The following is a 22,740-nucleotide window of genomic DNA, read 5'->3' as shown; positions in this document are numbered from 1 at the left end:
CGACCGCGGGCTGGTAGAGGGTGGCGCGCAGCGCGCCCAGCCGGGTGAGGATGCCCGCCAACCGCCCGTTCTGGTCCACGATGGGCGCCAGCCGGTGCCGTCCTCCGTGCAGCCGGTCGAAGGCCGCCCGCGGGTCGAGCCCGGCGGGCAGCGTCAGCAGCTCGCTCGACATGACCTGCGAAAGCTGGGTGTACATGTCGACGCCCTGGCAGTCGGCCTCCGTCACGACGCCGACCGGCCGGTTTTCCCAGTCGACCACGATGATCGCGTCGTGCGCCCGCTTGGGCAGCAGTTGCAGCGCCTCGCCGACCGTGTCGTGGGGGGTGAGGGTGAGCGGCGTGTCGTGCACGAGGTCGCGCTTCTTGACCCAGTCGACGACGTTCGTCACGACGTCCAGAGGGATGTCCTGCGGGAGCACGGCCATGCCGCCCCGCCGTGCCACGGTCTCCGCCATGCGACGGCCGGCGACCGCGGTCATGTTCGCCACGATGACGGGAATGGTGGTGCCCGTGCCGTCGTGCGTCGAGAGATCGACTTCGAGCCGGGAACCGACTGAAGAACGCGACGGCACCATGAACACGTCGCTGTAGGTCAGATCGTGGTGAGGCTCGAGGCCATTGAGAAACTTCACGTTCGTCCATCTTATGCGTTGATGGCCCAGCTAGCGGTTCCCTGTTTCGTGGGGGCTTATGATCGGCCGGGACACTTTTGGGGGAGGAGGCCTGTGGACGTCACCGAACGCGCCGAGCTGATCGTGGTCGGCTTCGCCGTACGTACCACGAATGCCGATGAGATGGATCCGGCGCGGGCCAAGTTGCCCGCGTTGTGGCAGCGGGCGGGCGCTCCTGGGGCTTTCGCGCATGTGCCGGGGCGCGTCGACGAGAACCTCTACGCCGTGCTGACCGACTACGAGAGCGACCACAACGGGGCCTACACGCAGATCGTCGGCACCGGCGTGCGCACCGTGCCGCGGCTGCCGGAGGGCATGGTGGCCGTGCGCGTGCCGGCCGCGCAGTCGCTGAAGCTGGAGGCCCGCGGCCAGATGCCGCAGGCGCTGGTCGACGCGTGGCAGCAGGTGTGGAAGCACACCGAGTCGGGGGGCACACCGTCGCGTGCCTTCACCACGGACCTCGAGGTGCACCACCCGGAGGGTGCGGATCTGTATATAGCGGTCTAGAGGCCGAGCGCGGCGGCCGCCGCTTCGACGGCCGCCGGCTTGACCTCTTCCATCGGCAGGCGCGCGTACTCCACCGAGCAGTCGGACATCCCGCCCAGCGCCACCGTCGCCCGGATGTGCTGCTCCTGCGTGAGCTCGGGCCCCAGCAGCAGCGCGATCACCTGGCGCCGCCACTCGAACATACGCGTGCCCAGATCGAGCACGCCCAGCGTGGACAGCTCCCGCACCATCATGGTGATCACTTCGCGGTGCCGCCAGATCAGCTCGAAGTAGTCGTCAAGCAGCTGCCGCGGGTCGCCCGGCTCCCGCGTCGAGACGAACCGCTCGATGTCCTCCACCATCGGCTGGACGATGCTGCGTACGAGGTCGTCGCGCGAGGCGAAGTGGTAGTAGAGCGCGGGCTTGGTGATGCCCAGCCGGTCTGAGATCTGGCGCAGGCTGGTGTTCTGAATGCCCTGCGAGACGAAGAGCTCACGGGCCACCTCCTGGATGCGGGTCTTCGTGTCACTGGGCATGGTTGAAGAATATCCCTTACCTACTGTTAAGTAAGCGTGCTACCTTCGTACTTACCAACCGTTAAGTAAGGAGGGGTCATGCGAATCCTCATCTCCGGCGCGAGCGTCGCGGGCCCGGCCCTCGCGTACTGGCTCACCAGGTACGGCTTCGCCGTCACGGTCGTGGAGCGGGCCCCGGCGCCCCGCAAGACGGGCGGCCACGCGGTCGACCTGTTCAGGCCCGCGATGGACATCGTCGAGAAGATGGGCGTCCTGGAGCAGGTCATGACCAAGAAGACCGGCATCGAGTGGCTCGCGATGCACAGGGAGGGTGAGTCGCGGCCCGTGGAGCTGGAGCTGCGCCGCGTGATGACGGCAGTCTCCGACCGGCATGTCGAGATCATGCGCGACGACCTGAGCGAGATCTTCTACGACGCCACCCGCGACGACGTCGACTACGTCTTCGGCGACTCCATCGCGTCGATCTCGGAAGCGGGCGAGGTCACCTTCGACAGCGGCAGGACGGGCGCGTTCGACCTGGTCATCGGCGCCGACGGCCTGCACTCGAACGTGCGCCGCCTGGTCTTCGGCCCCGAGTCGCAGTTCACCACCTGGATCGGTGCCTACCTGGCCGTCGTCTCGGTGCCCAACTACCTCGGGCTCGACGGCCGCATGGAGGGCGTCGCGGGAGTCGGCAGGATGGCCGCGGTCTACGGCGCCGGGCACATGGACGACGGTCGGGCGGGGTTCTTTTTCAGGACACCCCAGCAGCTGGACTACCACCACCGGGACATCCCCCGGCAGAAGGAGCTGCTGCGCACGCACTTCGACGGCATGGGCTGGGAGGTGCCGCGGCTCTTGGAGGAGCTGGACCGCACGCCGGCGTTCTACTTCGACTCGATCACCCAGCTCCGCCTGGACACCTGGTCACGTGGCCGGGTGACGCTCGTGGGCGACGCCGGGTACTGCCCGGGACCCGCCGTCGGCGGGAGCACGAGCCTGGCGGTCGTGGGGGCGTACATTCTGGCGGGCGAGCTCGCCACGTACGGCGGCGACCACACCAGGGCCTTCCCCGCGTACGAGGCCGAGATCGGCGATTACGTGCGCCGCAGCCGCACGTTCGCCGTCAACGCGGCCAAGCGCATCGTCCCGGGCACCCGGTTCGACCTGTGGGCGCTCACCGGGATGGTGCGGCTCGTCAATCACCTGCCGGTCGTGCTCACCACGGCGGCCGCCAAGATCAGCAGCAAGGGCGTGCGCCTGCACGACTCGATCGCGCTGAAGGACTACGCGAGCACCCCCTGGTCGCGCAGCTTGCCGGCCTCCTCCTGAGACAGGCCCCAGGACGACAGGTCGGCGAGCCGGGTGGCGGGCGAGAGCTCCTGCGCGGGAACGCCCAGCAGGCGCGGTGCGGGCACCGGCTGGGTGACGCCGCCGACCTCGACGAAGGAGCCCCGGGCCGCGTTGTGCGGGTGGGCGGCGGCTTCGGCCATGGACAGCACGGGCGAGACGCACGCGTCCGAGCCGTCGAAGAGCGCCTCCCACTCCGCCCGCGTGCGCTTCCTGAACTCCTCGGTCAGGCGGGCCTTCAGCGCGGGCCACTGCGCCCTGTCGTTCCTGTCGGGCAGGTCGGTCAGCCCCATCAGCGTGACCATCGCCTCCCAGAACTGCGGCTCCAGCGACCCCACGGCCACGAACAGGCCGTCGGCGGTCTCGTACGTGTCGTACTGCGGGGCGCCGGTGTCCAGGAGGTTCGTGCCGCGCGGCCCCCAGTAGCCGCTCTGCGCGGCCTGGTAGAACATCGCGAACAGGGTCGCCGCCCCGTCCACCATGGCCGCGTCGATCACCCGCCCCTTGCCGGTGCGCTCCCGCTCGAAGAGGGCCAGCAGCACGCCGTAGGCCAGCATCAGCCCGCCGCCGGCGAAGTCGCCGAGGATGTTGATCGGCGGCGTCGGCTTGTCCCCTTCGCGGCCCAGCATTGACAGGATGCCGGCGATGGCGATGTAGTCGATGTCGTGGCCGGCCGTGGACGCCAGGGGCCCGTGCTGCCCCCAGCCGGTCATCCGGCCGTAGACCAGCTGCTCGTTCACGGCGTGCAGGTCCTCGGGCCCGATGCCGAGCCGCTCGGCCACGCCCGGCCTGAACACCTCGATCACCACGTCGGCGTGCCGCACCAGCTCCTTGAACGCCGCCACGCCCTCGGGCGCCTTCAGGTCCAGCCCGATCGTGCGCTTGCCGCGGTCCATGACGTCGGTACGCGGCCGGTCGGAGACCGCCTTGACCCGGTCCACCCGCAGCACCTCGGCGCCGTGGTCGGCCAGCATCATCCCGGCGAACGGACCTGGGGCGAGCCCGGCCAGCTCCAGCACGCGTACCCCGGCAAGCGGGCCTTTACGAACTTCAGGCATCTCCACAGTAGAACAACCTTCGGTGATCTGTCGCAAGCCGCCTTCACGACCTACCGGCGAAGCTGTGGGAGGTATGGGAAACTTGCCCACTGTGTTCGGGTGGTCAACAGGGGTAGGACATGGTTTCGGATAGCAACCGCCTCATCGCAGGGCGCTACCAGTTACTGCGTGAACTGGGCCGTGGCGGCATGGGCGTGGTCTGGGAAGGGCAGGACACCCTGCTCAACCGGCAGGTCGCCATCAAAGAGGTGCTGCTGCCCGACGGGCTGTCGCCGGGCGAGCAGGAGCGTCAGCTCTTAAGGACCGCCCGTGAGGCCCGTACCGCGGCCAAGCTGAGCCACCCGTCCGTCGTCGCGATCTACGACGTCGTCGAGGAGGGCGGCCGGCCGTGGATCGTGATGGAGCTGCTGCGCCACCCCACGGTGGAGGAGGTCGTGCTCACCTCGGGCGCGCTGCCGGTGCGGGAGGCGGCGGAGCTGGGCCGGCAGGTGCTGTCCGCGCTGAAGACCGCGCACGAGGCGGGCATCCTGCACCGGGACGTCAAGCCGGCCAACATCCTGCTGACCGACGACGGCCGGGCCGTGCTCATGGACTTCGGCATCGCCCAGGTCGAGGGCGACGCCTCGCTCACCAAGACCGGCATGGTGACCGGCTCGCCGAGCTTCCTCGCCCCCGAACGGGTCCGCGCCGAGAACGCGGGGCCGCCCTCCGACCTGTGGTCGCTGGGCGCCACGCTGTACGCGTGCATGGTGGGGCGCTCGCCGTTCGAGCGGGGCGACCCCATGTCCACGCTCAACGCGCTGCTCAACGAGGAGCCCGACTACCGCAGGATCCCGCCGATCATGCACCCGGTCCTCAAGGGCCTCCTGCAGAAGGAGCCGGAGCAGCGGGTGAGCGCGGAGGAGGCCGACCGGCTGCTCACGGCCATCCTCGCGGCCAGGCCCGCGTACAACGATCGGGACGTGCTGCCAGACAAGAAGCCGAGCCGAGGCCGAGGCCGGGCCGTGCTCGCGGCGGCCGCGGCTGCGGTGGTGGTCGTCGCGGGCGGCGCGGTGGCGTACTTCAAGCTCGCCTCCCCGGCGGAGGGCACCCCGCGCGCCACCGCCCCCGCTGCCGCGACCAGCCCGCTCACGCCGACGGCCGCGCAGACGCCGGAGGCGAGTGCGACGCCCACCCCGACGCCGAGTGTGACGAGAGTCGTCCCGGCCGTACGCGCCTGGAGGTCGCGCGACGGCTGGTCGATCATGCGGCCGACCGGCTGGCGGGGCGCGCTCAGAGAGGCGGTCACCGAGTGGACCCGCAGGGACGGGAGCGCGCACCTCGGCGTCGAGGCCGTCTACTCCAACACCGATCCGAACCAGGTCATGCGTGACTCGGAGGAGACGTTCAAGCAGAACGCCCAGGACATCGTCAACCGCAGCCGCAGGACGGTCGTGCACCAGGGCGCCAAGGCCGTGGAGTGGGAGTTCTCCTGGACTGCGGGCAGCGGGGGCGACGCCCGCTGGGTCACGCCCGGCACCCGGTACCACGAGGTGCGGCGGGTCGTGGCGATCGGCGACGCCGCGTACATCGTGTCCTGGACGGTCAGCGAGGCCCAGTGGATGCGTAACAGAGGCCTTATGCGGCAGGTGATCAGCAGCTTTACTGTGGGGGCATGAGCCCCTGGAACCTGCTCGCCCTGCCCCCGCTCCCCGAAGAGCTCATGCGCCGTCTGCTCGCCCCGCTCGGCGACCAGGTGACCGTACGCGTGCCCGCGGCCCGCGACACGGACGCGCTCCTGGCCGCGCTACCCGAGGCGGAGATCGTGCTCGGCGACTGGACGGGCACGCTCGTGCTGGACGCCGAGGCGGTCAAGGCCGCGCCGCTGCTGGCGTTCGTGCAGCAGCCGTCCGTGGGCGTGGACGGCCACGACCTGGACGCCCTGGCGGCGGCCGGGGTGCCGCTCGCCAACACGCCGGGCGTCAGCGCGGTGGCGGTCTCGGAGTGGTGCCTGGCCGCCACCCTCTCGTTGTCGCGCAAGCTGGCCGCCGCCGACGCCGCCGTACGCGCCGGCGAGTGGCCGCAGCAGGGCCTGCAGCCCCACGAGCTACGCGGCCGCCGGGTCGGCATCGTCGGCTACGGCCCGATCGGCGCCACCAGCGCGGAGATGTTCCGCGCGCTCGGCTGCCACGTCTCGTACTGGACCCGCACGCCCCGCGAGGACCCCGGCTTCGAGGACCTGCCGACGCTCATCTCCTCGAGTGACGTCGTGGTCGTGGTGATCGCGCTCTCGGACGAGACCCGGTGCCTGGTCGATCCCGGCCGCATGAAGCAGGGCGCGCTGCTCGTGAACGCCGCGCGGGGCGGAGTCGTCGACCAGCGGGCACTGGTCACGGCCCTGCGCGCGGGCCACCTGGGCGGCGCCGCGCTCGACGTCTTCGACGAGGAGCCCCTGCCCGCGGACGATCCGCTGCGAGATCTCCCGAATGTCCTGCTGTCCCCGCACGTCGCGGGCGTCACGCCCGAGTCCACGGGCCGCCTGCTCGCGGCCACCCTGGACAACCTCACCGCCGCGGTGGAGGGTCGGGAGGTGGACAACGTGCTCAACGGCGTATCCCCGACGATCTCCAGGAAGTTTACGCAATCACCTACCACGTAGGCATTTCACCTGGCACTATGAACAGTTTTCGTGTCTTTAACGACCCCGGTCTATTCGGAGTAGCTCGTGGGAGATACCGTCTTACGGACGATCTCTACCAGCTCAAGGGGGGTGCTTTAGTGACGACGAAGATGTCGACACACCAACGGGCAGTAGAGCAGATCCGGCAGTCATACGCCGAGATTCCGGGCGGAGCCGCCCCTCGCCTGGCCAAGGCCACGTCGAACCTCTTCAGGTTCCGTGACTCGGGCAAGACGGCCAAGCTCTCGGCCAGGGATCTCGACGAGGTCATCAGCGTCGACCCCGAGACCATGACGGCCGAGGTCCAGGGCATGACGACGTACGAGCATCTGGTGGACGCCACGTTGCCGTACGGGCTCATGCCGTACGTGGTGCCGCAGCTCAAGACGATCACGCTCGGCGGCGCCGTGACCGGGCTCGGCATCGAGTCCACCAGCTTCAGGGACGGCCTGCCGCACGAGTCGGTGGAGGAGCTCGAGATCCTCACCGGCGACGGGCGGATCATCGTGGCGCGCGAGGACAACGAGCATCGCGAGCTCTTCCGGTCGTTCCCCAACTCGTACGGCACGCTCGGCTACGCGCTGCGCATCAAGATCAAGCTGCGCAAGGTCCAGCCGTACGTGCGCCTGACGCACGTCAAGTTCACCGACGCGGCCAAGTGCATGCTGGCCATGCAGGAGATCTGCGAGAGCATGGTCCACGACGGCGAGAGCGTCGACTTCGTGGACGGCGTCTTCTTCAGCCCGGGGGAGATGTACATCACGGTCGGCCGCTTCGCCGAGCGCGCCCCCTACGTCTCCGACTACACCGGGATGCGCATCTACTACCAGTCGATCAGGCAGCGCAACCGCGACTGGCTGACCATCCGTGACTACCTGTGGCGCTGGGACACCGACTGGTTCTGGTGCTCGCGCGCGTTCGGGGTGCAGCAGCCCGTCGTCCGCTCGCTCATGCCGCGCCGCTGGATGCGCTCCGACGTCTACCGCCGCCTGGTGGCGCTCGACAGGAAGTACGGACTGACCGCCCGCATCGACCGGTGGCGTGACCAGCCGGTGCAGGAGTCCGTCATCCAGGACGTCGAGACGCCGGTCGAGCGGGGGGCGGAGTTCCTGGAGTTCTTCCACGACAAGGTGGGCATGACACCGGTGTGGATGTGCCCGCTGCGGTCCAGCTCTCGCTGGCCGCTCTACCCCCTTGAGCCGGGCAGGCTCTACGTCAACTTCGGTTTCTGGGGCATGGTGCCGCTGCCGCGAGGGCAGTTCGACGGCTACTACAACCGGCTGATCGAGCGTGAAGTACACGAGCTCGACGGTCACAAGTCGCTCTACTCGACCTCGTTCTACGCTCGCGAGCAGTTCTGGCAGCTGTACAACGGCGATGCCTACTGGTCGGTCAAGCGGGAATACGACCCGAACGGTCGCCTGCTGGACCTGTACGAAAAATGTGTACGGGGAAGGTGAGCAGATTGGCTCTGGCAAGCATCTTTGAGAAGATCGTCGGCACGGAAGCGAACGTCTCGTTCCAGGCGTACGACGGCAGTAAGGCAGGGCCGGACGGGGCCGACCTGAGCATCGAGGTCAAGTCGCCCATCGCGGTCTCCTACCTGGCGCACGCGCCGGGCGAGCTGGGCCTGGCCAGGGCGTACATCTCCGGTCATATCGACGTGCACGGCGACTTGTACACGTTGCTCGACCGCATGTGGAACATCACCACCAACGACTTGACCACCCAGGAGAAGATCGCCGCCGTTCGCGCTCTGGGCGTCAAGCCGCTCCTCATGCGGGTGCCGCCGCCCCCGCAGGAGATGCGCCAGAGTGCCCTGGCCAGGCTGGGCTCCCGTCACGCCAAGCAGCGCGACGCGGAGGCCATCCACCACCACTACGACGTCTCCAACCGCTTCTACGAGTGGGTCCTGGGACCGTCCATGGCGTACACGTGCGCCGCGTTCCCCTCGGAGGAGTCGACGCTGGAGGAGGCCCAGTTCGCCAAGTTCGACCTGGTGGCCCGCAAGCTCGGCCTCAAGCCGGGGATGCGCCTGCTGGACGTCGGCTGCGGCTGGGGCGGCATGGTCATGCACGCCGCCAAGCACTACGGCGTCAAGGCCCTCGGCGTGACGCTGAGCAGGCAGCAGGCCGAGTGGGCCCAGAAGGCGATCGCCGACGCGGGCCTGCAGGACCTGGCGGAGGTCCGCTTCATGGACTACCGGGACGTCAAGGAGACGGACTTCGACGCGGTCAGCTCGATCGGCCTGACCGAGCACATCGGCAAGGCGAACGTCCCCTCGTACTTCTCCTTCCTGTACAGCAAGCTCAAGCCGGGCGGGCGGCTCCTCAACCACTGCATCACCCGGCCGACCGGAAAGGAGAAGACGTTCAACAAGGGCGGCTTCATCAACCGGTACGTCTTCCCTGACGGTGAGCTGGAGTCGGTCGGCTGGCTGGTCAGGCAGATGGAGGACCTGGGCTTCGAAATCCGCCACGAGGAGAACCTCAGGGAGCACTACGCCAAGACGCTGCGCCATTGGTGCGACAACCTCGACGCCAACTGGGACGACGCGGTCGAAGAGGTGGGCATGGGCACGGCCCGGGTCTGGGCCCTGTACATGGCGGGCTGCATCGTGGGCTTCGAGCGCAACAAGGTCCAGCTCCACCAGGTGCTTGGCGTGAAACTCGACAAGAACGGCCACTCGGGCGTGCCCCTCCGCCCGGCGATCGACTGGCCGTAACCGAAGGCCTTCGCTCTGGGAGGCGCTCCGCGCCATGCAAGCGCCTCCCAAGAGGGCTCATGGAAGCCCACCGAGAGTGGCTTGATTGCGAAAAGTGAATCCTAGCTTGCACTTTACGCAAGATCCAGCTCGGCGGTTCAACGACCCTTCCGATGCTCCCACCTCATCGACCCTCACCTTCGTTGATCTTTATCCGTACGAGCGGCCGGGCTTTGACCGTCTCCAGGAAAGGATCGCCCTCCGAAGACGCCCACTCCGTACGGCTCAACCGGCGGATGCTCACTTCCCTGCCGAGTTGCCCCTCCGCGGCCCTGGCCGCGTCATAAAGCTCATCTTCATCGGCGGTGCCGACGATCAGGACATCCACATCGTTCGGGACTCTGCCCCCCTCGCCGGAGTACCGGGCCGCCCAGGAGCCGTAGATGTACGCCTCCTCGACGCCGGCGATGCCCGACAACTGCTCGCCCAGCACGGCCATCGGGCCGTACGTCAATGCGAGCAGCTCTGTGAGAGGGCGCGCAACGACGACGTCCGTGTCCGCGCTGATCATTCGCATATTGCCGACTCTCCGCGGACCAGCAGTCCCGCGGCGGCCAGACGATCGACTTCCCGGGTGACGGCTGATGGTGAGACCTCTAGCCGCCTCGCCAGCTCGACCTGTGGGTATTCCTGGCCGGGATGCAGAAACAGCCAGGCCAAGCTTGCAGCTTACGCAAGCTCCACGAGCTGCGGCCCGATCGTGTGACGGCGGCGCACCGCCCCGATAGGGGAGATGCGCCGCTACTGTGCCGGTTGCATGTCCTTCGCGTGTTTGCCGCGGCTGGTGTGGATTTCGTTATCCCGGGAGTCCTCTTGGGGCTCCGGTAGCTCGTCCTTGGGACTATGGGGCTTGGCGTGCCTGCCCACGTGCTCTCCTTTGCCGAACGCAATTGCCAAGGGTGACCATATGGCTACACTATGCATTGGGGCAAACGGAGGGCCCTGTCCAGGAGCCCCCTCCCGCGAGGTCTTCAGTTGCCGGTGGTCAGGACCATGCGGAAGCGGGCCTGGCCGGAGACCATCTTCTGGAACGCCGCACCGGCTTCCTCCAGCGGAACCTCCTCGGTCCACGCCCGGACGCCGCTCTGGGCGGCGAACCTCATGGTGTCCTGGGTGTCGACCGCGATGCCGGAAGCGTGCCCTTGCACCCGCTTGGCCCCGCCCACGAGCTGCAGGGGCGTGATGTTCAGCGGGTCCATGGCGACGCCGGCGATGATGAGCTCGCCGCGGCGTCCCAGCCCGTTGACCGCCGCGGACATCGCCGCGGCGTTGGTCACCGTCGCCAACACCACCTTGGCTCCCCTCAGGGCCTGCAGCGCATCGGCCATATTCTCGGTGGCCGTGTCGATGTAGTGAGACGCGCCGAGCTTGTGAGCCAGCGACGCCTTCTCCGGACCGCGGGCCATCGCGACGGTGTTGAAGCCCATCTTCGAGGCGAACTGAACGCCCAGGTGCCCCAGGCCGCCCAGCCCGAGGATCGCGACGGTGTCGCCCGAACGCGCGGAGCTGCGGCGCAGCGCGTTGTACACGGTCACGCCGGCGCAGGCCAGGGGCGCGGCCTCCACGGCCGTGAGCTCGTCCGGGACTGCGGCCAGGGCGACGGCCGGCACCACGACGGAGTCAGCGAACCCTCCGGCGTACGCGACACCCGGCACCTGAAGCTCGGGACAAAGGACGCCGTCGCCCTCCCTGCAGGCGTCGCAGTGGCCGCAACTGCCTCCGTACCAGCCGACCGCCACCCGATCACCGACGGACCAGCCGGTGACATTGCCGCCGATCGCGTCGATGCGTCCCGCGATCTCGTGCCCTGTCGTGACGGGAAAGGTGGTGCCCGGGATGTGTCCGGCGATGATCAACTCATCGGAGTGACACACCCCGCACGCCTCGACGGCGATCCGCACCTGGCCCGGGCCCGGCTCCTGGGTATCCACCCGAACCAGAGACATGTCCCCGCCAGGCTCGGCGACCTGTATGGAACGGTGCATGGCAGAAGACATGCCGTCTCCTCTTCTTCTTGCGAGAAGCAGCGGCCTTACAGAGAGGCCCTCACTCGTGCACCTTTCCAGTCTCATCTCGTTTATCCACGGCCCGTCGGAACCCCCGTGAGGATCTGTGGCTGACTTCCACCGCTGGTCAGAGCGCCCGGCGTACGGATGCCGCTCCGCGCTGGGTGATCACGACGAGCACGATCATCACCGCCGCGATCAGCGGCAGCGGCAGGCCGGTGAACGCCGTCGCCAGCACCGCGACCACCCCCGCGAGATAGGCACCGTCCACCAGCGGGCCGGGACGATGTGGCCGCACGTGCACCAGCCACAGGCTGATCAGGAAAACGGCCACTGGTACGGCGACCGCCGCCCCGGCGCCGAAGGGGCCGATGTGCGCCTCACGGGTGTCGAAGTCGATGCTCACCGCCAGACCGGCGCCGATCGCCGCGGCGGAGGAGAAGATCAGATAATGGCCGTAGCCCCAGAGGAACGCGACCTTGCTCGACGTCAGCAACAGGTGGGCGGGCCGGGAGAAATACAGCCACCACAGCGCGAAGACGATGACCATGCCGCTGAAGGCCACCGACAGCAGCGGGCCCGCGTCGAGCCGCCGGTCCAGCCCGGTCTGGATGGCGAGGGTGGCGGCGAGGATGGACTCGCCGAGGACGATGATCGTGAACAGGCTGTAACGCTCGGCGATGTGATGCGGATGCCAGGTGGTCGACCAGAACCGTTCCGCCCAGACCGGCACCGCCAGCTCCGCGAGCACCAGCACGAAGAAGGCCGCCTGCCCGAGCTGCTCGGGCAAGGCCAGCCGGGCGATCCAGCCGACCTGGACCACCGCCACGCCGAACGCGTACCGCAGCGCGCTGCGCCGCCCCTCGGCGTGCCCCTGGGCAGCGCGCAGCCAGAGCAGGACGAGCGCCGAGCGCATGACCACGTAACCCAGGGTGACCAGTCCGAAGTCCCCGTCCTGGAAGGCCCGCGGGACCCCGGCGGCGAGGACGAGCACCCCCGCCATCTGCACGAAGATCAGCAAGCGGTACGCCGCGTCGTCGGTGTCGTATGCGGAGGCGAACCAGGTGAAGTTCATCCACGCCCACCAGATCGAGAAGAACACCATCACGTAGCCAAGCGCGCCTGCGCCCGCATGCCCCCCGGACAGCGCGTGGTGGAGGCCGGCGGACGCCTGCGCGACGGCGACCACGAAGCACAGATCGGACAGGAGCTCCAGCGGGGTGGCGACCCGATGCGGCTCGGCGGGGTCGCGCCCGGCCATCCTGCGCCACAGCGGCGCCCCGCTCCCGCCATCATGTGTACCGGTCATCCCTGTTTTCCTCCCTTACCGCATCATTGCGCCCCCTCATCGTGGCGCAGCACAGGGAGTCCGCGAGCCATCCGATCAAGCCGCAGGGCGGGCTCGGCGAGCACGTTGAGCGCGGTCCAATCGCGGTGGGGTTCGAGGCGGTCCCACGAGCGGTATCGCTTGATCACGGTCTCGCCGCGGATCTCGATGTCATGCGTGGTCGACGGGCAGGACCTGGCCCTCGGGAGAGGCGGCGGCCAGGGCCTCGAGGGTGCCCGTGAGGCCGTCCCAGCTCTCCTCGGCGTCCGGCGTGCGCCCGTGCGGCGAGCGGAACCACGCCACGAACTCGGCCACGTCATCGAGCGCCCACCGCAGCCGGTAGAGCTCCAGAGCCGCGAGGCTGGGCGTGCGGCCGGTGGCGTCGGCGTACCGGGCGAGGTCGTCGGCGTCCCTGGCCACCAGCCACAGGTCGCGTTCGGGCGGCGCCAGCCCGACCGTGTCCCAGTCGACCAGCAGCCGCCGCTCGCCGGAACGCATCAGGTTTCCCGGGTGCGGCTCGCCGTGCGTCACGACGGGCTCGCCGGAGTCGGCGGCCATCCGGTCGAACTCCGAAAGCCTGCGGCGCAGCACCCCGGTGTGCTCGGCGATCAGCTCCCTGGCGGGCTCAGAGTACGGGCCACCGAGCCAGGACAGGCGGGATTCCTGGAGCGCCTGCTCCAGCCCTGCCCGGTCCGAGAGCTCCAGCGGGCGCAGGGGAGTGGAGAGGGGCGGCGGGGTGGCGTGGAGGGCGGCGAGCAGGTCGATGATCGCGGCCCGGTCCTCGGCCGGCTGCTCCTGCCCGAACTCGCCGGAGGTCCCGTCCGAGAAGGGGAAGACGCTCATCGCCCACCGGTGGCGGTCGAGCCGCAGCAGCGTCGTGCCGTCGGTCGCGCGCAGCGGAGCCACCACGAAGTCGAGGCCCGCCTCCTCGCGCAGCGCCGCCGCGGTGTCCATGGCCAGCCGCAGCCCGTCGAAGCTCCGGCGCCGTACGTCCGCGACCGTGACGAACCACCGCCCGTCCGCGACCCAGTGGTAGTCGCCGAAGCCGACCGGCGCGTACTCCAGCGTGCGCGCCTGGATGCCCCACGCGCCGAGCGCGGGCCGCAGCAGCCCCTCGTCGAACGAATCCGGCCGATCTCGCATCCGGCCACGCTATCGGCCCCGGCGGCTCGCTTCACCCGCATGAACAAGGGGCGGGGCCTCGCCCATCCGCCGATCATAACGGGCGAATGGGGCCGGTACTTCCCCGGCCTGGCGTACCGATCTCCGTGCCCGGTCACGCTCCACGGAGGATGAGCTCGATGGCGGAGAGCACGTCGGTCACCGTGTGATCCGCCACGACCCCGCCGGTGACTCCCCGGTCGATCCAGATCGTCCGCAGTCCCGCGTCCCGTCCACCCGAGATGTCCTTTTCTGGGTCGTCTCCGACGACCCAGCCGCCAGGTTCCAGCGAAGCGCCGCACCTCCGGGCGGCGATCTCGAACAGCCGCACGTCAGGCTTCCGTACGCCCTCCGCATCCGAGATCGCCCACCCGTCCACCCGGTCCGCGAGCCCGCTCCGTTCGATCTTGCCCGTCTGGTTGTCGGTCATCCCGTTCGTCGCGATCCCCACCGCCCACCCGGCCGCCCGCAACCGGTCGAGCCCGTCGAGCACTTCGGCGGGGCACGAGACCAGGTGCGGCAGCCGCGCCCGGTACGCCGCCCACAACGCCTCGACCGGCTCGGCCAGCCCGAACCGCTCACGTACCAGAGCGAAGAACGAGTCCATGGGCAAGGACCCGTCCGCGTCCAGCGCCACCATCCACGCCACCGCCTCCTCGCCCAGCCGCCGCTCGGCGGCGAACTCGGCGGCCCAGCGCTTGAACGCGCCCAGCCGGTCGATCAGCGTGTTGTCCAGGTCGAAGAGTGCGAGGGGCCGCGTCATGCGTCCCTCGCCGCGATGAGCTCGTCGGTGGCCGACTGGTACGCCGTCGTGGCCCGCTCGAAATAGTCGAACAGCGTGGCGCGCTCCGCCTCCGGGTACTCCTGGATCAGCTCGGCCAGTCGTCTCCGGGTGCCCGCCAGCACCTCGTCAAGCCCCTTCGGCTGGCCGGCCGACTCGACCATCACCTTGCGCCGGTCGGCGGGGTCGGGTGCGCGCCGTACGTACCCGCTCCGCTCCAGGCGGTCGATGAGCCGCGTCGTGGCGCCCGTGGTCAGCCCCGTCTGCACGGCGAGTTCGCCGGAGGTGAGCGGCCCGGTGAGGTCGAGCAGGTTGAGCGCGTAGTAGTCGGTGGCGTTGAGCCCGGCGGCCTCGGCGGCGGCCAGGCTGTTGAGCACGATCGCGCTCAGGTAGCGCCGGAACGTGGCGCTGGGATCGGTTGACAAGCCCTCTCCTCTTCCTTAAGTTGATATCTGCATGAATGCAGAAACTTTTCCAATACAGATAATATCAGAGGGAGCGGAAATGATCACTACCGAGATCCAGAGCCTGTTCGCCGAGCTGGAGGACGCCTGGAACCGTGGCGACGGCAACGCGTACGGCGCGTGCTTCACGGCCGACGCCAGCTACACCACCTTCGTGGGCACCGTCTACCACGGCAGGGAGGACCTCGCCTCCGGGCATCAGGCCCTGTTCGACACGGTGCTCAAGGGCACGAAGATGTTCAACGAGATCGTCGAGGTCCGTTTCTACGGCACCGGCACCGCCGTGGCCGTCGGCAAGGGAGACGTGGCCAAGAAGCACCCCGGCAAGCTGACCAAGGTACAGACGTACACGCTGGTCCGCGAGGCCGACGGCAGGTGGCGCATCGCCTCCTTCCACAACACCAGGCGCAGGCCGCTGATGGAGGCGGTGTCGTTCAAGTACGTCCCGGCCAGCCGGCCGCGTGGATGACGGACGCGGCGCACTCCTCCGAACAGGGAAAGGCGCGGGCGGAACGCCCGCGCCTCAGCAAACGGCTACCGGAGCTCGCGCTTGAGGATCTTGCCCGTGGCCGTCATCGGCAGCGACTCGCGGAACTCGACGATCCGGGGGTACTTGTAGGCCGCCATGTTCTCCTTGGTCCAGGCGATCAGCTCGTCCTCGGTGATCGTCGAGCCGGGTGTGCGGATGACGTACGCCTTGATCTCCTCGCCGTGGGACTCGTGCGGAACCCCCACCACGGCGGCCAGCGACACGGCCTCGTGGGTCATGAGGACCTCTTCGAGCTCGCGCGGATAGACGTTGAAGCCGCCGCGGATGACCATGTCCTTGGCCCGGTCGATGATGGAGTAGAAGCCGTCCGCGTCGCGGGTCGCGATGTCACCCGTGCGGAACCAGCCGTCCTTCATCACCTCGGCCGTCGCCTCCGGGCGGCCGTAGTAGCCCTTCATGATGTTGTGGCCGCGGATGGCGATCTCGCCGGGGCCCTCGCCCTCGATGGTCTTCCAGTCGCCGTCGACCAGCTTCATCTCCACGCCCCAGATCGGGGTGCCGACCGTGCCGGGCTTGGTGGGGCGGCTGAGCTGGTTGAAGCTGGCCACCGGCGACGTCTCCGACAGGCCGTACCCCTCCAGGATGCCGATGCCGAAGGTGCGCTCGAAGTCCTTGAGCACCTCCACCGGCGAGGACGCGCCGCCCGCGACGGCGACCCGGAGCGTGCTGGGCACCTCCACGCCCTCCGTGTGGATCTTGGTGAGCAGGCCCCAGTACATCGTCGGCACCCCGGCGAAGAACGTGACGCCCTCCTTGACCATGAGCGCGAGCGCCTCGCCCGGCTCGAAACGCGGCATCAGCACGATGGCGGCGCCGCGCAGGAAGCCGGTGTTCATGACCACGGTCTGGCCGAAGGAGTGGAACAGCGGCAGCACCGCCAGATACGTGTCCCCGCCGTCGGTGCGGGGGAACATCTTGTCGCTGCCCATGGCGTTCAGCAGCATGTTCTGGTGGCTGAGCTCGGCGCCCTTGGGCTGGCCCGTGGTGCCCGAGGTGTAGAGGATCACCGCGGTGTCGTCGGGGGCCGTCTGCACGGTCTCGAACTCCCTCGCCATTCCGCCCAGCGCCGCCCAGATCGACTCGCCGTACGGAGACTCGGTCGCGAGCGGGGTGGCGGGCAGCACGAAGAAGTGCTCGCAGCCCGGCGCCCCCTCGAAACCCGCCTTGCCGCGCTCGCCCAGCGGCAGCTCGGGCGTGCCCTCGAAGCAGAACAGCGCCTTGGCGTCGCTGTCGTCGAGGTGGTAGGCGATCTCCCGCGACTGCAGCAGCACGTTGAGCGGCACCACCGTGGCCCCGGCCTTGAGGATGCCGAAGTAGACGAACGGGAAGTACGGCAGGTTCGGGCACGCCAGCGCCACCTTGTCCCCCTTGCCGACACCGCGTGACACCAGCAGGTTCGCGACCTGGTTGGCGACGGTGTCGATCATGGAGTAGGGGAGTCGCATGTCCCCGAAGACGATGGCCGTGCCGTCGGGGGTGTTCCTCGCGCTGTCCTCAAGGACGACCGACAGGTTGAGCATGACGCCTTCCTTCTCTAGCCGGGCTTGGCGCCACTCTAAGCAGGACCGCATACCTACTGATAGGTAACAGAGGTCACAAGTGCATATGGACGCGTCCGCTCGCCTGGAGTAAGCAAGTACCAAGTTACTTGGAGGAGCCATGGAGTACGACTACGTGATCGTAGGGGCGGGGTCCGCGGGGTGTGTGCTGGCCAACCGGCTCTCGGAGGATCCCGGTGTGTCGGTCGCGCTGGTCGAGGCGGGCGGGAAGGACGACAAGCTGGAGATCCGCATGCCCGCGGGTTTCGCCAAGCTGTTCAAGACCGACTACGACTGGAACTACACCACGGCCAAACAGAGCGAGATGTCCGGCCGGGAGCTCTACTGGCCGAGGGGCCGCGTGATCGGCGGCTCGTCCTCGCTCAACGCCCAGATGTGGGTGCGCGGCTGCCAGCGCGACTACGACCAGTGGGGCATCCCCGGCTGGTCGTACGACGACGTCCTGCCGTACTTCACCAAGGCCGAGCACCGCGTCGGCAGCAACGAGGGTGACGTCTACGGCACCTCGGGGCCCCTCTACATCTCCGAGCTGCGCAGCCCCAACGTGACCACCGCCGCGTTCCTCAAGGCGTGCGAGGAGCTCGGCTTCACCCGGCTCGGCGAGCTGAACGGGCGCTCCAACGAGGGCTACTGCCCCACGCCGGTCACGCAGCACCGCGGCCGCAGGTGGAGCTCGGCCGACGCCTACCTGCGCCCGGCCGCCTCGCGGCCCAACCTCCACGTGATCACCGGGGCGACCGTGGACCGGGTGGTGTTCGACGGCAGGCGCGCGACCGGCATCGAGCACCGTGGCGGCGCCCAGGTCAGAGCCAAGAGAGAGGTCATCCTGTCCGCGGGCTCGATCGGCTCCCCGTACCTGCTGATGCGCTCCGGCGTGGGCGCGCCCGGCGAGCTGCGCGACGCCGGGGTCGCGATCGTGCACGAGCTGCCCGAGGTCGGCAAGAACCTGCAGGACCACCTCTCGACCGGCGTGTTCGTCGAGTGCGAGCAGCCGGTGACGCTGACCAAGGCCGAGTCGATCGGCAACCTGCTGCGTTACCTCGTCCTGCGCTCCGGCATGCTCACCACGAACGTGGGGGAGGCGGTCGCGTTCATCAGGACCTCGGACGAGGAACCCGCGCCCGACGTCGAGCTGGTCTTCGCCCCCGTGCCGTTCCTCGAGCACGGCCTCGCCCCGCCGACCGGCCACGGGCTCACCGTCGGCGTCGTGCTGCTGCAGCCGGAGAGCCGCGGCAGGGTCGGGCTCAACGGCGGGGATGTCGTCATCGACCCCGGCTACCTGACCGCGGAGGCCGACGTCAAGCGCCTGGTCGCGGGGCTGAAGACGGCCAAGCAGGTCTTCGCCACCACGGCGATGAAGCCGTACGCGGGCGGGCCGATGGCGCCGTACTGGGCGCCGGAGAGCGACGAGGAGCTGGCGCAGTGGGTACGCGAGCGCGGCGAGACGCTCTACCACCCGGTCGGCAGCTGCCGCATGGGGACGGACGACGCCTCCGTGGTGGACCCCTCGCTGCGGGTACGCGGCGTGGAGGGGCTCAGGGTCGTGGACGTGTCGATCATGCCGACGCTGAATCGAGGGCACACCCATGCACCGGCCATTATGATCGGCGAGAAAGGCGCCGATTTGATAAGGAAGGCGCCTTAAGTCCCTTGACGTAAGTGCTCACTTGCAGAAGGCTTGGGTGGTATGACGCTGACCGCTGACGTGGACCTGTCGCAGCTCCCGTTCTGGGGTTTGCCGCAGGCCGAGCGTACAGAGGCCTTCCGCAGGCTGAGGCAGTTGGACCACCCGGTCTTCATGCAGGAGCAGGTCGTGCCGTTCGTCGGCGGCGGCCCGGGCTATTACGCGCTCGTCCGCCACGCCGACGTGATCGAGGCCAGCAGGAACGCGGCCGTGTTCAGCAGCGAGCCGTGCTCCAACAGCATCCCCGACATGCCGCGCTGGCTGAGTGTGTACTTCGGCTCGATGATCAACATGGACGACCCGCGGCACGCCACGTTACGCAGGATCGTGTCCAGGGCCTTCACGCCGCGCATCCTGTCGAAGATGGAGGAGGACCTGGCGAAGGCCGCCGCCGAGATCGTGGACCGCGCGATCGAGGACGGGCCGGGCGACTTCGTGGCGCAGGTGGCCGCCCAGCTCCCCGTACGGGTCATCTGCGACATGATGGGGATTCCGCAGGAGTCTCATGACACGGTGCTGCAGCATACCAACGTCATCCTCGGCAACACCGACCCCGAGTACACCGGCGTCGCCCCCGTCTTCACCCGCCGCAACGTCGCCAAGGGTCTGGCCAAACTGCTACGCGCCGGATACTCGCTCAACCGGCTGGCCGCCCGCCTGGGCGACGAGCGGCGCAAGCGGCCCACGGGCGACCTGGTGAGCCTGCTGGTCAACGGCGAGGAGCGGCTCACCCCGCAGCAGCTGGGGTCGTTCTTCATCCTGCTGGTGGTGGCGGGCAGCGAGACCACCCGCAACGCGATCTCGCACGGGCTCAAGCTCTTCACCGACCACGCCGACCAGCGCGCGATCCTGCTGAACAACTTCGAGGGCCACATCGTCACCGCGTGCGACGAGATCATCCGGTACTCCACGCCGGTGATCCAGTTCCGCCGCACGCTGACGCAGGACTACGAGATGAACGGCACCCGGTACAAGAAGGGCGACAAGGTGCTGCTCTTCTACAACTCCGCCAACCGCGACGAGGCGGTGTTCTCGCAGCCGGACACGTTCGACATCACCCGCGACCCCAACCCCCACGTCGGGTTCGGCGGTCCCGGGCCGCACTACTGCCTCGGCGCGCACCTGGCGCGCAGGGAGATGACCGTGATGTTCCGGGAGCTGTTCACCCGGATGCCTCACATCAAGGCGGTGGGGGAGCCCGACTACCTGCTGTCCAACTTCATCAACGGCATCAAGCACATGCGCTACACCTTCTGACCGGCGGCGCGCCTGACCAGCACCACCGGCAGCAGCGCGCCCGTCAGCGCCAGGGCGGCCGCCACCAGCAGCATCGAGCCGATCCCCGCCCGGTACGGCGCCGCCAGCACGGCCACGCCCACGGCCGTGCCGACCTGCTTGACCGTGTTCACGACGCCGGTCGCCATCCCCACGCGGTCCATCGGCGCGGTCAGGCCGACCTGGTTGGCCACGACGTTCCCCGCGCCCAGGCCGAGCCCGCCCAGGAACAGCCCGAACATGATCGGCGTCCACGGGTCGGCCGCGGGGACGCTCATGACGAGCAGCGCGAGCGCGATCAGCGCAGGGCCGGCGGCGATGAGCACGCCCATTGGCCACCGGTGCAGCACCCGCCCGATCGCGACCGGGCCGATGACGGCCGCCACGCTGAAGGCCAGGAAGCGCGTGCCCGCCTCCACAGGGCCGGCGTTGAGCGGGCCCTGAACGTACAGGGTGAGGTACGTGAACGCGCCCAGCAGCGCGGCCAGCATGAGCAGCGTCGTGCCCGAGCCGACCGCGAACACCCCGTTGCGGAAGAGGCCGAAGTCGATCATCGGCTCGGCCGTCCGCAGTTCCACGACCACGAACGCCGCCAGCAGTACCAGGCCCACCGCCAGCAGCCACGGAAGGTCGTGGATGAGCGCCGGAATGATCGCGAACAGTGCCGCCGCGACCAGCACGATCCCCAGCGGGTCCAGGTGACCCCTGCCGTGTGACTCCGCCACCCGCTGCCGCAGCGCCACCAGCACGAACGCGCCGATCGGCAGGTTGATCAGGAAGATCGCCCGCCAGCCGAACGCGCCCGTCAGCGCGCCGCCCACGACCGGGCCCAGTGTCATGGCCAGGCCGGAGACCGCGCTGAAGATTCCGAGAGCCTTGCCCCGCTCCGGGCCCTCCGGATAGACGGAGGCGATCAGCGGCGTCGTGGTCCCGTAAAGCGCGGACGCGCCCAGGCCCTGCACGCCTCTGGCCAGGTCGAGCAGGGGCGCCGTCGGGGCGAGCGCGCAGGCCAGCGACGCCAGCGTGAAGACCGACACGCCGACGGCCAGCAGCCTGCGCCTGCCGTACCTGTCGGCCAGGACCCCTGCGGGCAGCAGCACGGCGGCCAGGGTGAGCGCGTACGCGTCCACCACCCACTGCACTTCGGGCAGGCTCGCCCGCAGGTCGGAGCGGATATCAGGTAACGCGATCGTGACGGCGGTCAAGTCGACCACCACGAGCACGATGGTCAGTGACGCCAGCGCGAGTACCCATCCCCGTCGCATGCGATCTCCTCAGCAAGAGGGCCCCTCCAGCAGTGGTACTCCTGGGGCGGGCCGAATGCTAGGTTTCGCAGTCATGGAGATCAGGACTATCCACGCCAACGGTGTGGAGTTCGCGTATCTGACGGTGGGGGAGGGGCCGCTGGCGCTGTGCCTGCACGGCTTCCCCGACACAGCACACACCTGGCGGCACCTGATGCCCGCGCTGGCCGCGCGCGGCTACCGCGCGGTCGCGCCGTTCATGCGCGGCTACGCGCCCACCGAGGTGCCGGCCGACGGCGCGTACGAGGACGCCGCGCTGGTCGCCGACGTCCGCGCGCTGCACGAGGAGCTCGGCGGTGACGAGGACGCCGTCGTCATCGGGCACGACTGGGGCGCCTTCCCCGTGTACCACCTGGCCGGCCGCTTCCGCCGTGCCGTCACGCTGGCCGTGCCGCCGCCCGGCTCCCTCGGCGCCGGCTTCCTCGAGTACGAGCAGCTCAAGCGGTCCTTCTACGTCTTCCTCTTCCAGACGTACCTGGGCGAGGCGGCTGTCGCGCGCCCCGGCTTCCTCGAGAACCTCTGGCGCGACTGGTCGCCGGGGTACGACTCGAGGGAGGACCTCGAGTTCGTACGGCGCAGCATCGGCGAGCCCGCCAACCTGAGCGCGGCCCTCGGCTACTACCGGGCCATGCTGGGCACCACGCCGCCCTCCGGCCGCTACCCGGCCCTGGAGGGCGGCGTCACCGGCCCGGTCCTCTACCTGCACGGCTCCCAGGACGGGTGCCTGAGCGCCGAGCTGGCCAAGAACGCGCTGAGCCACCTGGCCGCCGGATCGCGGGCCGAGCAGGTGGCGGGCGCCGGGCACTTCCTGCACCTGGAGCGCCCGGCCGAGGTCAACCGCCTCATCCTGGACTGGCTCGGGACCTCGTCCGCGGCTGAGATGACCCAGGTCCGCCCGCAGGGGTTCACCTCCTGAGGCCGTCCCGTCCTGTGCGGGCCGCCTCCTTCCTGAGGACGGCGATCACCGGGTGCTGCCCCGACAGGCTGACCCGGACCGCCTCCTCCACCGCGAACCCGCGCGGGATCCCGTCGTGCACCAGCGCCACGGCCACCCCGTCGTCGGCGAGCACCCGCCGGACCTCCCGCCACAGCGGGCCGAGGTCCCGCGCCAGCAACCCGCGCGGCGG

The 22,740-nt window shown here is 69.2% G+C and carries 23 protein-coding genes; 10 read left to right on the top strand and 13 right to left on the bottom strand.

Annotated elements, in window-relative coordinates; all coding sequences use genetic code 11:
* The coding region (locus AB0J09_RS25945; protein WP_360696096.1) for a CBS domain-containing protein at positions 1 to 631 on the bottom strand (631 nt) is incomplete at its 3' end.
* Between the two features lie 93 nt (positions 632 to 724).
* Here AB0J09_RS25945 and AB0J09_RS25940 point away from each other — a divergent pair.
* Positions 725 to 1,177, top strand: coding sequence for an effector binding domain-containing protein (locus tag AB0J09_RS25940; RefSeq protein ID WP_360696093.1), 453 nt, complete (start codon positions 725 to 727; stop codon positions 1,175 to 1,177).
* Here AB0J09_RS25940 and AB0J09_RS25935 read toward each other — a convergent pair.
* Entirely contained in the window at positions 1,174 to 1,692 is a 519-nt protein-coding gene (locus AB0J09_RS25935; RefSeq protein WP_360696090.1) for a TetR/AcrR family transcriptional regulator, read from the bottom strand. The genes AB0J09_RS25940 and AB0J09_RS25935 overlap by 4 nt on opposite strands.
* Before the next feature lie 78 nt (positions 1,693 to 1,770).
* Here AB0J09_RS25935 and AB0J09_RS25930 point away from each other — a divergent pair, with 78 nt between their 5' ends.
* Positions 1,771 to 3,003 carry an FAD-dependent monooxygenase gene (locus AB0J09_RS25930; protein ID WP_360696087.1) on the top strand — a complete coding sequence of 411 codons (1,233 nt, stop codon included), beginning with the start codon at positions 1,771 to 1,773 and terminating at the stop codon, positions 3,001 to 3,003.
* Here the strand turns inward: AB0J09_RS25930 and AB0J09_RS25925 are convergent.
* Positions 2,958 to 4,079 (bottom strand): CaiB/BaiF CoA-transferase family protein, encoded by a 1,122-nt coding sequence (locus tag AB0J09_RS25925; protein ID WP_360696084.1) that lies wholly within the window; start codon positions 4,077 to 4,079, stop codon positions 2,958 to 2,960. The genes AB0J09_RS25930 and AB0J09_RS25925 overlap by 46 nt on opposite strands.
* Before the next feature lie 119 nt (positions 4,080 to 4,198).
* On the opposite strand from AB0J09_RS25925, the gene AB0J09_RS25920 reads away from it, so the two are divergent.
* The 4 genes from AB0J09_RS25920 (at position 4,199) to AB0J09_RS25905 (ending at position 9,463) form a co-directional block, all read left to right on the top strand.
* On the top strand, positions 4,199 to 5,737 hold the full coding sequence (locus tag AB0J09_RS25920) for a serine/threonine-protein kinase (RefSeq protein WP_360696081.1): 1,539 nt from the start codon (positions 4,199 to 4,201) through the stop codon (positions 5,735 to 5,737).
* Positions 5,734 to 6,717, top strand: coding sequence for an NAD(P)-dependent oxidoreductase (locus AB0J09_RS25915; RefSeq protein WP_360696078.1), 984 nt, complete (start codon positions 5,734 to 5,736; stop codon positions 6,715 to 6,717). The genes AB0J09_RS25920 and AB0J09_RS25915 overlap by 4 nt, the downstream gene beginning before the upstream one ends.
* Before the next feature lie 131 nt (positions 6,718 to 6,848).
* The gene (locus AB0J09_RS25910) at positions 6,849 to 8,198 is read left to right on the top strand and encodes an FAD-binding oxidoreductase (protein ID WP_360696075.1); all 1,350 of its coding nucleotides are present in this window, start codon (positions 6,849 to 6,851) and stop codon (positions 8,196 to 8,198) included.
* Positions 8,199 to 8,203: 5 nt separating this feature from the next.
* The gene (locus tag AB0J09_RS25905) at positions 8,204 to 9,463 is read left to right on the top strand and encodes a cyclopropane-fatty-acyl-phospholipid synthase family protein (protein WP_360696072.1); all 1,260 of its coding nucleotides are present in this window, start codon (positions 8,204 to 8,206) and stop codon (positions 9,461 to 9,463) included.
* Positions 9,464 to 9,626: 163 nt separating this feature from the next.
* Here AB0J09_RS25905 and AB0J09_RS25900 read toward each other — a convergent pair whose 3' ends face one another.
* The 7 genes from AB0J09_RS25900 to AB0J09_RS25870 form a co-directional block, all read right to left on the bottom strand.
* Entirely contained in the window at positions 9,627 to 10,019 is a 393-nt protein-coding gene (locus AB0J09_RS25900) for a nucleotidyltransferase domain-containing protein (RefSeq protein WP_360696069.1), read from the bottom strand.
* Entirely contained in the window at positions 10,010 to 10,162 is a 153-nt protein-coding gene (locus AB0J09_RS25895; protein ID WP_360696066.1) for a MarR family transcriptional regulator, read from the bottom strand. The genes AB0J09_RS25900 and AB0J09_RS25895 overlap by 10 nt, the downstream gene beginning before the upstream one ends.
* Before the next feature lie 311 nt (positions 10,163 to 10,473).
* Positions 10,474 to 11,499 (bottom strand): alcohol dehydrogenase catalytic domain-containing protein, encoded by a 1,026-nt coding sequence (locus AB0J09_RS25890; protein ID WP_360696063.1) that lies wholly within the window; start codon positions 11,497 to 11,499, stop codon positions 10,474 to 10,476.
* A gap of 136 nt (positions 11,500 to 11,635) precedes the next feature.
* Positions 11,636 to 12,817: a low temperature requirement protein A gene (locus tag AB0J09_RS25885; protein WP_360696060.1), complete on the bottom strand. Its 1,182-nt coding sequence runs from the start codon at positions 12,815 to 12,817 to the stop codon at positions 11,636 to 11,638.
* Between the two features lie 189 nt (positions 12,818 to 13,006).
* Positions 13,007 to 13,978 carry an aminoglycoside phosphotransferase family protein gene (locus tag AB0J09_RS25880; protein WP_360696057.1) on the bottom strand — a complete coding sequence of 324 codons (972 nt, stop codon included), beginning with the start codon at positions 13,976 to 13,978 and terminating at the stop codon, positions 13,007 to 13,009.
* Between the two features lie 133 nt (positions 13,979 to 14,111).
* Positions 14,112 to 14,759, bottom strand: coding sequence for an HAD-IA family hydrolase (locus tag AB0J09_RS25875; RefSeq protein ID WP_360696054.1), 648 nt, complete (start codon positions 14,757 to 14,759; stop codon positions 14,112 to 14,114).
* Positions 14,756 to 15,202 carry a MarR family transcriptional regulator gene (locus tag AB0J09_RS25870; RefSeq protein WP_360696051.1) on the bottom strand — a complete coding sequence of 149 codons (447 nt, stop codon included), beginning with the start codon at positions 15,200 to 15,202 and terminating at the stop codon, positions 14,756 to 14,758. The genes AB0J09_RS25875 and AB0J09_RS25870 overlap by 4 nt, the downstream gene beginning before the upstream one ends.
* A gap of 79 nt (positions 15,203 to 15,281) precedes the next feature.
* Here AB0J09_RS25870 and AB0J09_RS25865 point away from each other — a divergent pair, with 79 nt between their 5' ends.
* Entirely contained in the window at positions 15,282 to 15,710 is a 429-nt protein-coding gene (locus tag AB0J09_RS25865; protein ID WP_360696048.1) for an SgcJ/EcaC family oxidoreductase, read from the top strand.
* A gap of 65 nt (positions 15,711 to 15,775) precedes the next feature.
* Here AB0J09_RS25865 and AB0J09_RS25860 read toward each other — a convergent pair whose 3' ends face one another.
* Positions 15,776 to 17,311, bottom strand: a complete 1,536-nt coding sequence (locus AB0J09_RS25860) for a long-chain fatty acid--CoA ligase (protein WP_360696045.1) — start codon at positions 17,309 to 17,311, stop codon at positions 15,776 to 15,778.
* 139 nt (positions 17,312 to 17,450) lie between these two features.
* Here AB0J09_RS25860 and AB0J09_RS25855 point away from each other — a divergent pair, with 139 nt between their 5' ends.
* Positions 17,451 to 18,995, top strand: a complete 1,545-nt coding sequence (locus tag AB0J09_RS25855) for a GMC family oxidoreductase N-terminal domain-containing protein (RefSeq protein WP_360696042.1) — start codon at positions 17,451 to 17,453, stop codon at positions 18,993 to 18,995.
* Positions 18,996 to 19,037: 42 nt separating this feature from the next.
* Positions 19,038 to 20,291, top strand: coding sequence for a cytochrome P450 (locus tag AB0J09_RS25850; RefSeq protein ID WP_360696039.1), 1,254 nt, complete (start codon positions 19,038 to 19,040; stop codon positions 20,289 to 20,291).
* On the opposite strand, the gene AB0J09_RS25845 is transcribed toward AB0J09_RS25850, so the two are convergent.
* The gene (locus AB0J09_RS25845; RefSeq protein WP_360696036.1) at positions 20,279 to 21,574 is read right to left on the bottom strand and encodes an MFS transporter; all 1,296 of its coding nucleotides are present in this window, start codon (positions 21,572 to 21,574) and stop codon (positions 20,279 to 20,281) included. The genes AB0J09_RS25850 and AB0J09_RS25845 overlap by 13 nt on opposite strands.
* Positions 21,575 to 21,647: 73 nt before the next feature.
* Here AB0J09_RS25845 and AB0J09_RS25840 point away from each other — a divergent pair, with 73 nt between their 5' ends.
* Positions 21,648 to 22,529, top strand: a complete 882-nt coding sequence (locus AB0J09_RS25840) for an alpha/beta hydrolase (protein ID WP_360696033.1) — start codon at positions 21,648 to 21,650, stop codon at positions 22,527 to 22,529.
* Here AB0J09_RS25840 and AB0J09_RS25835 read toward each other — a convergent pair.
* Positions 22,519 to 22,740 (bottom strand): hypothetical protein (locus AB0J09_RS25835; protein ID WP_360696030.1); only part of this gene is annotated, 222 nt, incomplete at its 5' end. The two genes, AB0J09_RS25840 and AB0J09_RS25835, sit on opposite strands and share 11 nt — an antisense overlap.

It is taken from the genome of Nonomuraea sp. NPDC049784 (assembly GCF_040659615.1).
In the GTDB taxonomy this organism is placed as follows: domain Bacteria; phylum Actinomycetota; class Actinomycetes; order Streptosporangiales; family Streptosporangiaceae; genus Nonomuraea.
The sequence above is the reverse complement of the archived record's forward strand: the minus strand, read 5'-3'. Positions and strand labels throughout refer to the sequence as shown.

What these genes read in the sequence shown, in the direction of transcription:
- AB0J09_RS25925 (WP_360696084.1), bottom strand. Translation starts at nt 4,079, where the DNA reads ATGCCTGAAGTTCGTAAAGGCCCGCTTGCCGGGGTACGCGTGCTGGAG.
- AB0J09_RS25845 (WP_360696036.1), bottom strand. Translation starts at nt 21,574, where the DNA reads ATGCGACGGGGATGGGTACTCGCGCTGGCGTCACTGACCATCGTGCTC.
- AB0J09_RS25900 (WP_360696069.1), bottom strand. Translation starts at nt 10,019, where the DNA reads ATGCGAATGATCAGCGCGGACACGGACGTCGTCGTTGCGCGCCCTCTC.
- AB0J09_RS25840 (WP_360696033.1), top strand. Translation starts at nt 21,648, where the DNA reads ATGGAGATCAGGACTATCCACGCCAACGGTGTGGAGTTCGCGTATCTG.
- AB0J09_RS25915 (WP_360696078.1), top strand. Translation starts at nt 5,734, where the DNA reads ATGAGCCCCTGGAACCTGCTCGCCCTGCCCCCGCTCCCCGAAGAGCTC.
- AB0J09_RS25865 (WP_360696048.1), top strand. Translation starts at nt 15,282, where the DNA reads ATGATCACTACCGAGATCCAGAGCCTGTTCGCCGAGCTGGAGGACGCC.
- AB0J09_RS25935 (WP_360696090.1), bottom strand. Translation starts at nt 1,692, where the DNA reads ATGCCCAGTGACACGAAGACCCGCATCCAGGAGGTGGCCCGTGAGCTC.
- AB0J09_RS25930 (WP_360696087.1), top strand. Translation starts at nt 1,771, where the DNA reads ATGCGAATCCTCATCTCCGGCGCGAGCGTCGCGGGCCCGGCCCTCGCG.
- AB0J09_RS25880 (WP_360696057.1), bottom strand. Translation starts at nt 13,978, where the DNA reads ATGCGAGATCGGCCGGATTCGTTCGACGAGGGGCTGCTGCGGCCCGCG.
- AB0J09_RS25885 (WP_360696060.1), bottom strand. Translation starts at nt 12,817, where the DNA reads ATGACCGGTACACATGATGGCGGGAGCGGGGCGCCGCTGTGGCGCAGG.
- AB0J09_RS25920 (WP_360696081.1), top strand. Translation starts at nt 4,199, where the DNA reads ATGGTTTCGGATAGCAACCGCCTCATCGCAGGGCGCTACCAGTTACTG.
- AB0J09_RS25890 (WP_360696063.1), bottom strand. Translation starts at nt 11,499, where the DNA reads ATGTCTTCTGCCATGCACCGTTCCATACAGGTCGCCGAGCCTGGCGGG.
- AB0J09_RS25875 (WP_360696054.1), bottom strand. Translation starts at nt 14,759, where the DNA reads ATGACGCGGCCCCTCGCACTCTTCGACCTGGACAACACGCTGATCGAC.
- AB0J09_RS25850 (WP_360696039.1), top strand. Translation starts at nt 19,038, where the DNA reads ATGACGCTGACCGCTGACGTGGACCTGTCGCAGCTCCCGTTCTGGGGT.
- AB0J09_RS25910 (WP_360696075.1), top strand. Translation starts at nt 6,849, where the DNA reads ATGTCGACACACCAACGGGCAGTAGAGCAGATCCGGCAGTCATACGCC.
- AB0J09_RS25855 (WP_360696042.1), top strand. Translation starts at nt 17,451, where the DNA reads ATGGAGTACGACTACGTGATCGTAGGGGCGGGGTCCGCGGGGTGTGTG.
- AB0J09_RS25860 (WP_360696045.1), bottom strand. Translation starts at nt 17,311, where the DNA reads ATGCTCAACCTGTCGGTCGTCCTTGAGGACAGCGCGAGGAACACCCCC.